Source organism: Fontibacillus phaseoli (assembly GCF_003337355.1).
In the GTDB taxonomy this organism is placed as follows: Bacteria; Bacillota; Bacilli; order Paenibacillales; family Paenibacillaceae; genus Fontibacillus; species Fontibacillus phaseoli.
In genome coordinates this window covers 14,030-26,278 of record NZ_QPJW01000005.1, presented here as the reverse complement: position 1 = coordinate 26,278, position 12,249 = coordinate 14,030, and the positions used below count along the sequence as shown (strand labels likewise).

Below are 12,249 nucleotides of genomic sequence, written 5' to 3'. Positions count from 1 at the left end.
GGATAACAACCAGCTTTCTCATTGCGTGAGAGCTGGTTGTTTAGTTGATTAGAGTTGAATTATTGAATAGTGTTCCCCTCTTCTATATATGGATGACCCGTTAGAATGTTGTAATAAAGAATGATTATTCGGTAGGACAATAAAATAACCTGAGTTTGTGTTCGCATTTCTTGCCTCTGCCTTGAAAGTATCTATGGAGGTTCTCAAATATAATTGAGGAGACCTTACAAAAAAGTTAACACTCATTTGCCTAATATGATTAGGGACTTCTTCATATAATAGCAGCTTATCTCTCGGAGTTAGAGAGTCGCTTAATAACCGTAATTCCAAATAGTGTTTACTCTCAAAATCGTCCATATAACCCATATATCTTTTCGTTAAAATTGTTGTAGAAGATAAGTTTACTACGACAATTACCGAAACGAACAGATAAAGAAATCGAGTGGCAGAGCGTGTTTTAATTTTAATCTGGCTTGTTAAAACGATCTCGATCGCTGCACAAAACCAAATAATAAAGAAGAAAGACAACAGGTGCAAAGATTTATAGTATCCATAATAATATTTTTGTAAAAAGCCAATACTAAGTGAAGCGGACATAGTTACAATAATACATAAGTTAAACAATCGCGCTCTAGCTCTTTTTTTTGCGAAATAGATAAATATAAGAAATAAGGCAACAAACAAAAAGAGGTACGATATTATTTCGATCCCGGTAGAAAGAACCGAAGTTATTTTGGGTTGCCCTATTAGAATTTGCAGCAACTCCCGATACCCCTTCCACTTCATCAATGAAACTTCCTCATGGGAGTGAGGCACCACCCCAAGCAATTCGTAAATAGGAACGAGAAAGTGGATGTTTCCGATACCTGCCGCAGTTTCTACACCGGATTCTGACCCGACGGCGGGTAGAAAGGTTGGTATCATTCGCTGTATAAATAGATAAACCGGCTTAAAGAAAACGATAATAAAGCATAGTAAGAATGTTAACATTGATTTGAGAGAAATCCGATTGTAAATACTAGCTCTTTTTTTAAAGAAAAGACTTGCGATAAAATACATGCCCAGTATAGAAAGAATGTAGATTAGATAAGTGGGATGAGTGGCCAAAACACTGCCCGTTAGGAATGCCAAGTAAATAGTCTTGGGAAGATCAAATTGATGCATGTGATCCATAAAATATTTCCCTACAATCAGGCATAGTATAAGAACCGGCATGACGGCGTTCATGGATAAGAAGCCAATGAACACGCTACTCATATACAAGGTATTAAAGAACAATAGGAACATCATGAGCATGATTGTTTTTTGCCTAAATAACTTGAAATGCTGACTAAAAATGATTCCGCCTAAAATAGACAGGCTGATAGTCAGTAGTGAGAGTGGCAAATAGCTTTCCATGGAATTAGTATCGAATAGGATATTCATAAAGCCTTGGAAATAAACCAAACCCAGACGCTTTTCGTTTTTAATAAACCAGTTGTACCCGGATGCATCGAACGTATTTGAATCCGTATTCTGTTCTACTAGGCCATATTGTTGGGCATAATCTGCCGATGTCGTGTATACCAATACGTCACTGTTTATCGTGATGGTCTGTAGTCCCTTTGCGATCAGCGGGATACTGAGTATTAATAGAAAAATAAAATGAACCGCGAAAATCTTGAGATGTGCTTTGGGAACTTTAATTAACTTGATGCGTCTTACGGCAACCAAGTTGATGACAGAACAAAGACCTACGATCAACCATAACATGTTAGCAGACGGCCACTTTAAGAAAGATAAAGCTTGAGGAATTGCCGTTAAAAGAGAGAAGCCGACGATCGGAGTGATAAATAAGAACCATCTGGAAAATCGCTTAGGCAATAACAGTAGACTTGCCCCAAGCCCGGCAAAATAAAGTAGGAGGTAAGTTCCGATATAAATACCTAAAAGAACAATAAGGTTTTGAAGTAGAGAGTACATTATGTATAAACCACCCTTTTTTTCTCTAAGACACTAAAAAATTATTATACATCAAATGATTTAAGGGGACTATAGACTATTTAGGTATATACCCTATGATTTTATCAAGGAACTCTCGCTAAGCGAGTAATGATATTGGTTTAGGCGGCGCTATTTGATACAATAAGTGAAAAGTCAAAGAACACTATTAATTTAGTGTTCTTTTCTTTTGATATTTTAGAAAATGAGGACTTTAAATGATGCAGCCCACTGTCACTGTACAGATCGTTACATACAATAGCGCCGGAGATATCGAGCAATGTCTTGATGCCGTGCTCCGGCAAAGCTACCCGGCCGATAATATCGTTGTGGTGGACAACGCATCTTCCGACGATACGACGGAACGGGTGCGCTCTTTTAGCGGGAAATATCCTGCATCTATTACTTTGGTCGAAAACCAGCGTAATATCGGATTTGCCCCAGCCCATAATCAGGCGATTAGGCTTACTAGTTCCGATTACGTACTGGTATTGAACCCGGATGTTACACTCGAGGCAGACCACATCGATCTTTTAGTCAAAATTATGGAGTTAAGACCTGAAATCGGAAGTACGACCGGCAGACTTGTCCTGCAAGGAAATCCTGAAATTATCGATAGCACCGGACTTGTAATGAACCGGATTTGGAGAGCCTTCGACCGTGGTGCTGGTGAACCGGCAACGCAGTGGATGAATTCATCTGAAGTTTTCGGTGTTTCAGGTGCTGCTGCGATGTACTCTAGAAAAATGATCGAGGAGATTTCGATTCAAGGTGAATTTTTTGATGAAGACTTCTTTGCTTATAAAGAAGATGTGGACGTGGCTTGGCGTGCTGGACTACTTGGTTGGAAGGCATATTACTGTGCTGAGGCTGTCGGTTTACACAAACGAGGGTGGAAAAAAGGAAGCCGAGGTTCACAACCCTTGTTCATTCGCAGGCACTCCTTCATTAACCGTTATAAAATGATTTACAAGAATCTGTCCGGAAAACGTTGGCTACGCCATTTGCCGCAGCTTTTTGCATACGAGATTGCAGTTCACGGATACATTTTGCTGAGGGAACCGAAAGTGCTTGCTGCCTGGATTGATTTCTGGAGAGAGCTTCCCAGGTTACGGGCAAAGCGGGGAGAGGTTAGGGAAAAGCTACACGACCGGAGATAGAGTTAGCTGTCATGATCCTTTCTTTCATAAACGGAAACAGACCGTCCCAGGACAGGTTCGGTCTGTTTCTGAATCCTTTCACAACCACCGGCATATATAGCTACTATTGTGCGGAGGGATCAATTGCTGCCTATTACCTCGTAGTATACGCGGGCCTCAAACGCCGCTTGCCGTGGCCGTAGATTATATCTATACTCTTCCCACCAACAACTCGCCCGCAGAACTCCTATTCTTGCTAATCCCAATACATAGAATCAGACTCAGCAGCGAACACAACGCAAAGGATATTACCGTCTGTGCGAATACGCCGATCACGCCTAAGTAGCTGATTGCCAGAAAGTTTGTCAACCGCAAGGCGAAGGCATGAATGAGATAGGCGCCGAAGGAGTATTTTCCGAAGGTGCTCAGCAGATTGGCCGGCCAGTTGTGTCTGGTTGCGATTTTTTCCGCCAAAGAAAACAGCAGGCAGATTAGGAGCAGAATGGTTACCATCATGAAGGGCTTTAAGGGAGCTGTTACATCTGCACTAAAAAGATACGGGTTGTCCGTGACCCCTGCGTTGATCCGGGAAACTTTGGCATAGATAATATACATACAAATTGCTAGTAACCCTAAACTGAATACCCATGTTTTCCTCACAAAGGTTTTCCAGTGATCATAGTATAGTCCTACCAATCCACCCAGGATAAAGTAAAAGATCCAAAACAAAAAGTTCCGGTCCAAATAATTGAAAATGAAGCCCAATTGAGGGTCATCATTGTAGATCTTACCTTTGGACAGAGTATAAACAAAAATCATATTGACCGCGAATGCTGCCGTAACTACCGTGAAGTTTACCTGCCATTTCCTATTCTTTGAAATAGTCAATCTGAATAGAGGAAACAAAAAATAAAAGGGAATGATCATCACCATGAACCACAAATGATAGGAAGCTTGTCCTGTAAAGGATAACTTCACAATATCCAGCAATTGCTCCCACGTGCTCGTTGCCGCAACCCCACTTAAAAAACCGACCCATGCATAGTAGAAACTGTCCAAGACAGGTAGGGAATAATAACTTGCTTGAATCTTTTTCTCAGGAAATCCACATAGTTGATTTTGGCATCATAATTATAAAAAAGTACGACTCCGGTGATAAACACGAATAACGGAACCGCAAATCGAATGAGTCCGAGCACAGTCGTGCCTACCGTTAATGTCAAAGGGCTTAGACCTGGCTGATAAAATATTCCCGCTATAGTATGCTGCAAAACAACCGCTAAGAATGCCATTCCTCTTAATATCTCAATTTCCGCTAATTTTTCTTTTCTCATTTTGATCTCCTCTATCGTTGCTGGTTCATCCTCACCATAAATAAAAAAAGAGATTCAGTCAACATACAAGACAAGGGTACCCCCCTCCCTATGACATTATGCTATAATGTCGATAGATTACTAATTTTGTCAGGAGAAGATTTAATCATGGATTTGAGTGTGATCATTCTCAGCTACAATACATGCCACTTAACGCTGGACTGTTTGCGATCCGTATTCGACTCGGAGACGGTCTATTCTTATGAGGCGATTGTCGTGGACAATGCGTCGATAGATGACTCGGTAGCCTCAATTCGGGAGCAGTTTCCGCAAGTAAGGTTGATTGAGAATTTTGAAAACACCGGCTTTGCCAAAGCAAATAATCAGGCCATGGCTATCTCGAATGGACGCTACGTCCTTCTTCTAAATTCGGATACCATCGTGCAGCCGGATACGTTTCAAACGATGATTGCTTACATGGATGAGCATCCGAATGTTGGTGCCGCTGGTTGCAAAGTGATCCTGCCGGACGGCTCGCTAGATAAAGCTTGCAGACGAGGTTTCCCTACGCCTTCTGCTTCTTTTTATTATGCCTTTGGTTTCTCCAAGTTGTTTCCGGATAAGCCCCGGTTTAATCAATACCAACTCGGCTATATGGACCCGAACAAAACTTATCCGATCGATTGCTTGGTGGGCGCTTTTATGATGGTCCGGCAAGAAGCCATCCAGCAGGTCGGCGGACTGGATGATACGTTCTTCATGTACGGCGAGGACATCGATTGGTGCTATCGGATTAAACAAGCGGGATGGGGTATTCATTATCATCCGGCCACATACATTGTTCACTATAAAGGAGCCAGCAGCCGTCGCAAGCCGGTGAAGATTATTTATGAATTTCATCGGGCCATGTGGATATTCCACCGTAAGCATTATTTGCAGCAATACGCTTGGTCGACGAACATGGCTGTTTACACTGGCATTGCGCTGAAATTCGTGCTTTCCCTGTTTAAAAATAAACTGATCCCGCGGAGCGTTGTACCCGCTTCTACAGTTGCAACGCAGCCCGATCCGGCCGGCACGAAGATGGAGGTGAAATCATGATTCGCAAAAATCAGAGATTTTTGACGCAGCTCTATGTATTGGCGGATTTTGCGTTTATCCAGATTTCCTTCTTTATGGCCTGGTGGATCAAGTTTGAGAGCGGCTGGATTCTTTATGAAAAACCGCTCCCGGTTGAAATCTATGCTTTCTGGAGCATTATTTACGGTGCTATCGCCGTGTTCGTAGGGATTCTAATCTCATTTTATTCTCCCAAGCGCAAAAAACGTTTTGCGGACGAATTACTGAAGTTATTCCAGGTCCACTTCACTAGCCTGGTCGTTTTGCTCAGCTTGATGTTCTTCGTTAAGCAGGTAGATATCTCACGTGCTTACCTTGCTTTCTATATGACGTTTAACCTGCTGTTCATCATGTTCTACCGCTATTTCCTAAAAAGATCGCTCAAGCAACTGCGGAAGAAAGGCTTCAACAAGCAATTTGTACTCATTCTTGGGGCAGGCTCGCTCGGCCAAAAGTTTTACGAAAATTTGCGGCAGTACCCCGAGCTTGGCTATGAGATTGTCGGATTTTTGGATGACCACAGGGAGTGGACACTGGAGGAAAAGGCGAAGTTTAAGCCAATATTGGGCGCCGTAGATCAACTGGAATCCATACTGGAGACCAAGTTGATTGACGAAGTCGTACTGGCGCTGCCGTTAACCGCCCACTCCCGGTACGCCCGGATCATTACCATTTGCGAAAAGGTTGGGGTCAGGACGCTGATCATTCCCGATTTCTTCGACTTTTTGCCAGCCCGGCCCTATTTTGATAACTTTGCCGGGATGCCGATGATCAATGTTCGCGATATTCCGCTTGACCTTGCCGGAAACCGGATCGTGAAGAGGTTTTTTGATATTGTGTTCAGCGTCTTCGCCATCCTGATTACTTCGCCACTGATGCTGCTGATCACCATCGGGGTAAAACTGACCTCAAAGGGTCCGGTAATTTTCAAACAAGAACGGGTAGGTCTGAATCGCAGAAAGTTTCAAATGTATAAATTCCGTTCCATGCGGTTGCTATCTGAAAAAATGGCGAACACAGAGTGGACAACGGAGAACGATCCCCGACGAACAAAGTTCGGTACTTTTTTGCGTAAAACTAGTCTCGATGAACTTCCGCAATTTTTCAATGTGCTGGCTGGTCATATGAGCGTAGTCGGACCGCGTCCTGAACGTCCTTACTTTGTGGATCAATTCCGGGAGGAAGTACCCAAATATATGGTGAAGCACCATGTACGTCCTGGAATTACCGGTTATGCGCAGGCCCACGGGCTGCGTGGAGACACGTCGATCGAGGAGCGGATCGAGCACGATATTTTTTATATTGAGAACTGGTCGATTCTGATGGATATCAAGATTATTTTGAAAACGGTAGTTAATGGATTTATAAATAAGAATGCTTATTAAAAATTGGATAAGACGATGAGCAACCAAGTGTAGGTCCACGCTTGAAACTACTTTGAGCCACTTCAGTTCCGATATGTAATTATACCCTGCGGACTCGTAGCTGAGTCCGCAGGCTTTTTTTTGTGTATAGTATAATAGAGTTATAGATTTGGATCATAATTTTCATAATAAAAGGATGCAGTTCATCATGAAAAAAAGATTCTTCTACTACACCGCACTAATTCTCGGTCTATGCATCATTCTGATTGTTATTCTCTTCCGGCCGCAGGCTCCCCGGTACGAAGGCTTCATGGCCCACCGCATGGTGGCCCACGCCATGGGCGGGATTGAGGGGCTGACGTACAGCAATAGTTACGAGGCTTTTGCGGCCAATTATGAAAAAGGAATCCGCGTATTTGAGGCGGATCTGCTGCTCAGTAAGGATGACGAGCTCATCGCCCGGCACGAGTGGGGAGAGAGCTTCACGAAAATGATGGGGCAGGAAGACGTGATGGACCCCGGCACCCATGCCGCGGTATGGACTTTCGAGGAATTCAAAAACGCCAAGATCATGGGCAAGTATGAGCCGCTTGGTTGGGATGACATCCTTGATCTAATGGTGCAGCATCCCGATATGTACTTGGTGACCGATACGAAGCAGATTGAGCCGGAGGAAATCGACCGGATTTTCACCAAAATTGTGGAGAGTGCCAAACAGAAGGACCCCGCACTGCTGGAGCGGATCGTTCCGCAAATTTACTACCAATCGATGTGGGATGCGATCGAAGCGATCCATCCTTTCGAGTCGGTGATTTTCACGCTTTATCAGACCCATGATTCGGATGCCGAGGTCATAAGGTTTGCCAAGGAAAAGGGGCTTGCCGCCATTACCATGTCGGAAACCCGGGCCAACGAGAAGCTAGTAGCCGCGCTGAACAAGATCGGAGTTCCTTCTTATGTTCACACCATTAATGACCCTAAGACGATTCTGAAGTTTAAGCGGATGGGTGTCTACGGGTTTTATACGGATTTTCTGGACGAGGATGACGCGGGCCGGGTGAGTTGGTTGGATTACTTGGGGCTATAAAAAATTCCGGATATAGATTAAAGGGTACGTTCTGATTCACGGAGCGTATCTTTTTTGTTCCCATTCGATGCGAACGTTGACAGCACTTCTATGGTAACATAGACTAGAAGTGGCTATGAAAAATGGCCTGTTTACATGAGGCAGCTGACAGTGATAAAGATCGACCCATATGGCGGATAGAGGACGAGCGGGGCGGGAGACAGGCCCCGTTTTTCGTGACTATAGCGGGTGTCTTCATAGTATGAAATAGGCTTGGAGGAATCGGCGTTGAAGCAGAGTTTGCAGTCATGGCGGCATGTATTCAAATTGGACCCTGACCGTCTGATCGGGGATGAGGCCTTGGAAGCCGTCTGCATGTCCGGGAGCGACGCAATCATGGTCGGAGGCTCCAGCGGGCTGACGTATGACAACACGGTAGAACTTTTGTCCAGGATACGTCAGTTTGAGATTCCGTGCGTGCTGGAGGTTTCAGACCTAGAAGCCGTCACGCCCGGATTTGATCTATATATGATTCCGATGGTGCTCAACACCACGCGGAGTGATTGGCTGATCGGCCACCAGGCCCGGGCGGTCGAGCAATACGGGTATATGATCCCTTGGGACATGCTCGTGCCGGAAGGATACATCGTGCTGAACCCCGATTCCACCGTTGCCAGAATAACCGAAGCCGATTCGAGGCTGGACGCGTCGGCAGTTGCGGCATATGCGCAGGTCGCCGATAAGCTGCTCCGGATGCCGATCGTCTATGTAGAGTACAGCGGCATGTTCGGAGACATGGAACTTGTCTCGGACGTGCGCAGATCGCTGTATGATGCGCGTCTCTTTTATGGCGGGGGGATCACAGACGCCGAATCAGCCCGTCGGGCCGCGGCCGTTTGTGATACGATCGTCGTCGGCAATGTGGTGTACAGTGACTTGCAGGCAGCTTTGGACACCGTACGGGCGTTAAAAGGAGAACAGCAAGAGCAACAGTTACGGTAGCAGTTAATAGTAACGACAACGGTAATAGTAACGGTAGCAATAGCAGTAATAGTAATAGTAAGGGCAACAGTAGCAGTAGCAGTAGTAGTAGTAGCGGTAGCAGTAATAGTAACGGTAAGGGCAACAGTAGTAGTAACAGTAACAGTAACAGTAGCAGTAGCAGTAGCAGTAACGGTAAGTGCAATAGTAGCAGTAATAGTTTCTGTCATAGTAACGGTAGTAATAAGGGAACGGGGAGCGTGCTGAAACCGGAGTCGGGGCTTTGACGGAATCTGAGGATATGGAACCCCTGGAACCCCGGAACCCCGGAACCCCGGAACCCCGGAACCCCGGAACCCCGGAACCCCCCCGGTGATAAAATAACTGGATTTCCTCCAGCTATTTTTGGTAAATCGTATTATAGAACTGAATTAACTGGAAAACCTCCATCTATTAGTGGTCCAAATAGGCAATATTGGCATAAATCAAGCGAATTAGCTGTAGGTTTTACAGATGTTTAAAGAGATTTAGCGGAGAACACGAAATTAGCTGTATATTTTCCAGTTAGTATCTAACACTTCGATAAAAACGCTATTTTCACTATAGTAATTTATAATGTGCCTTATCCAATATTCTATATTCCTTTTTTCGGCCAATAATCCGCAATTTATCATTCACTTTTCGCTAGTCGCCGTTACTTCAGTTCACCCTAAGCTAGAGCATTTGGAAAGGAGCATTACTATGCAACCTGTTAATATACAAGAGGCGGTGTCCCGTCTTAATCCAGAGCAGCGCAAAGCCGTCGAAACGACGGAAGGTCCGCTGCTGATCATGGCCGGCGCGGGCAGCGGCAAGACGCGCGTGCTTACGCACCGCATCGCTTACCTGATCGCCACCCGCAAGGCGCCGCCGTGGGCGATCCTGGCGATCACGTTTACGAACAAGGCCGCCCGTGAAATGCAGGACCGGGTCTCCCGGTTGGTTGGCGGTTCGGAAGGAAGGGACATTTGGGTGTCCACCTTCCACTCCATGTGCGTGCGGATTCTCCGCAAAGACATCGAGCGCATCGGGTTTACGTCGAATTTTTCCATTCTGGACTCGACCGATCAGCTTTCCGTCATCCGAAATTGCATGAAAGAACTGAACATCGACACCAAGAAGTTTGAGCCGAAGGCGGTTCAATCGATGATCAGTACGGCAAAGAACGAACTGGTCACGCCGAAGCAGTATGAGCAGAAGATCGGGGACTATTTCGAAGGTCTTGTTGCCAAAGTTTATGCCATGTACCAAAAGAGACTGCGCAGCAACAATTCGCTCGATTTTGACGACCTGATTATGAAGACGATCGAACTGTTCAAGGAAACGCCGGAAGTGCTGGATTTTTATCAGAAAAAATTCATGTACATTCACGTCGACGAATATCAGGATACGAACCGGGCGCAGTACATGCTGTGCCGGATGCTGGCCGATAAGCACCACCGCATCTGCGTCGTGGGTGATAGCGACCAGTCGATTTACCGCTGGCGCGGGGCCGACATCACCAATATCCTCAATTTCGAGAAGGACTACCCCGAAGCAAGCACAATCATGCTGGAGCAAAATTACCGCTCCACTTCGACGATTTTGAACGCGGCGAACGGCGTAATCGGCCGAAATACCGGACGTAAGCCAAAAAAGCTGTGGACCGACAAAGGCGACGGCGACAAGATCATGGTTTATCGGGCAGATTCGGAGCATGATGAAGGTTACTTTGTAACCTCGGAGATCACCAAGGATATCAAGGACGGGAAAAAATACCGCGAACACGCCATCCTGTACCGGACCAACGCCCAGTCGCGGGTCATCGAGGAAATTCTGATCAAATCGGATATCCCTTACCAGATCGTAGGGGGCATCAAGTTTTACGACCGTAGAGAAATCAAGGACCTGCTTGGATATTTACGATTGCTGTCCAACCCGGATGACGATATCAGTTTGACCCGGGTCATCAATGTGCCGAAAAGAGGCATAGGCGATACGACGGTAGGCAAGCTGGCGGATGCTGCGGCAGAGCGGGGAACTTCCATTTTTCGCGTTCTGGAGACGGTAGACGATCTCGGCATCGCCGGGCGTACGCGCAATGCGTTGGTCGAGTTTTATGATATGATCGCGGCGCTGCATCAAATGGTGGAATATCTGTCCGTTACCGAACTGACCGAGAAATTGCTGGAGATGACACAGTACCGCTTAGAGCTGCAAAACGAAAACACCCTTGAATCGCGATCCCGGTTAGAAAATATTGATGAATTTCTGTCAGTAACGATGGAATTTGAGAATAATAATGAAGATAAGTCGTTGGTGTCCTTCCTCACCGATTTGGCGTTGATCGCCGATATCGACAGCATGAACAACAACAGCGACGCGGAAAAACAAAACGACGATGCGGTCGTGCTGATGACGATGCACAGCGCGAAGGGGCTGGAGTTCCCGGTTGTCTTCATTATCGGCATGGAGGAAGGCGTATTCCCGCATAGCCGGGCCTTCCTCGACAATGAAGAGCTGGAGGAGGAACGCCGCCTCGCTTATGTAGGCATCACACGGGCCGAGGAGAAGCTGTTCCTTTCCTGCGCGCAGATGCGTACGCTGTTCGGGCGGACTACGGCGAACCCGCCGTCGCGGTTCCTGGAAGAGATTCCCGAGGAACTCAAGGAAGACACGGGCATAGCCCGTGACCGCTACCGCCGGGGAACCGGGATCGGCGGCGCGTACAGCGGCCGCGGCTTCGGTGCCAGCGGCGGCAGCAACTTCGGCCACCGCGGCGGCGGGGCCGAAGCTCCGGCCTCGCGGCCTGCCGCAGGCGGCCGCAGCACGGGCCGCAGCAGCGTCACCGTGACGGTGCCGGGCATGTCCGGCACCGCCGGCGCTTCCGCCGCGGCCAAAGCGCCGGGGGCGGGCAGCCCCGGCGGCTTCCAAGCCGGCGACAAAGTGTCGCACGGCAAATGGGGCATCGGCACCGTCGTGGCGATCAAAGGCTCCGGCAACGACATGGAGCTGCAGATCGCCTTTCCGGCGCCGGTCGGCGTGAAACGCCTGCTCGCAGGCTTCGCACCGATCACCAAAGTGACCGAGGGCTGAAAATAGCTTCAGCCGGTCCTTGCTCCTAGCAACAACTCGGTGCACCTTACATCGGCTGCTCTCGAGACTTGATTGTACACCTATCATGGACAAATCGTAAAAATGTCCACCTAAAAGCGGACAAAGAGGCGTTACGCCCGTCAAAGAGTATTTATCAATATTTGGGCATTCTA

Annotated in this window: 9 protein-coding genes; 6 read left to right on the top strand and 3 right to left on the bottom strand. The window is 46.8% G+C overall.

The features are described from left to right. Nucleotides 1-48 precede the first annotated feature (48 nt). Nucleotides 49-1,962: a hypothetical protein gene (locus DFP94_RS14330; RefSeq protein ID WP_114497161.1), complete on the bottom strand. Its 1,914-nt coding sequence runs from the start codon at nucleotides 1,960-1,962 to the stop codon at nucleotides 49-51. Nucleotides 1,963-2,198: 236 nt separating this feature from the next. Between DFP94_RS14330 and DFP94_RS14325 the strand changes: the two genes are divergently transcribed. Then, on the top strand, nucleotides 2,199-3,140 hold the full coding sequence (locus DFP94_RS14325) for a glycosyltransferase family 2 protein (RefSeq protein WP_245954836.1): 942 nt from the start codon (nucleotides 2,199-2,201) through the stop codon (nucleotides 3,138-3,140). A 189-nt stretch (nucleotides 3,141-3,329) separates the two neighbouring features. Here DFP94_RS14325 and DFP94_RS14320 read toward each other — a convergent pair whose 3' ends face one another. Both DFP94_RS14320 and DFP94_RS26295 read right to left on the bottom strand, forming a co-directional pair. Continuing rightward, the gene (locus DFP94_RS14320) at nucleotides 3,330-4,109 is read right to left on the bottom strand and encodes an acyltransferase family protein (protein ID WP_342768251.1); all 780 of its coding nucleotides are present in this window, start codon (nucleotides 4,107-4,109) and stop codon (nucleotides 3,330-3,332) included. Between the two features lie 32 nt (nucleotides 4,110-4,141). Continuing rightward, entirely contained in the window at nucleotides 4,142-4,453 is a 312-nt protein-coding gene (locus tag DFP94_RS26295; protein WP_114497159.1) for an acyltransferase family protein, read from the bottom strand. Nucleotides 4,454-4,600: 147 nt separating this feature from the next. On the opposite strand from DFP94_RS26295, the gene DFP94_RS14310 reads away from it, so the two are divergent. The 5 genes from DFP94_RS14310 (at nucleotide 4,601) to pcrA (ending at nucleotide 12,076) form a co-directional block, all read left to right on the top strand. After that, nucleotides 4,601-5,533: a glycosyltransferase family 2 protein gene (locus DFP94_RS14310; protein WP_114497158.1), complete on the top strand. Its 933-nt coding sequence runs from the start codon at nucleotides 4,601-4,603 to the stop codon at nucleotides 5,531-5,533. Beyond that, nucleotides 5,530-6,936, top strand: a complete 1,407-nt coding sequence (locus DFP94_RS14305) for an undecaprenyl-phosphate glucose phosphotransferase (protein ID WP_114497157.1) — start codon at nucleotides 5,530-5,532, stop codon at nucleotides 6,934-6,936. The genes DFP94_RS14310 and DFP94_RS14305 overlap by 4 nt, the downstream gene beginning before the upstream one ends. Before the next feature lie 187 nt (nucleotides 6,937-7,123). Then, complete coding sequence (locus DFP94_RS14300) at nucleotides 7,124-8,002, top strand: phosphatidylinositol-specific phospholipase C/glycerophosphodiester phosphodiesterase family protein (protein ID WP_114497156.1); 879 nt, start codon at nucleotides 7,124-7,126, stop codon at nucleotides 8,000-8,002. Nucleotides 8,003-8,269: 267 nt separating this feature from the next. Continuing rightward, entirely contained in the window at nucleotides 8,270-8,983 is a 714-nt protein-coding gene (pcrB, locus tag DFP94_RS14295; RefSeq protein WP_114497155.1) for a heptaprenylglyceryl phosphate synthase, read from the top strand. Nucleotides 8,984-9,703: 720 nt separating this feature from the next. Continuing rightward, nucleotides 9,704-12,076, top strand: a complete 2,373-nt coding sequence (gene pcrA / locus DFP94_RS14290; protein ID WP_114497154.1) for a DNA helicase PcrA — start codon at nucleotides 9,704-9,706, stop codon at nucleotides 12,074-12,076. Nucleotides 12,077-12,249: the final 173 nt, after the last annotated feature.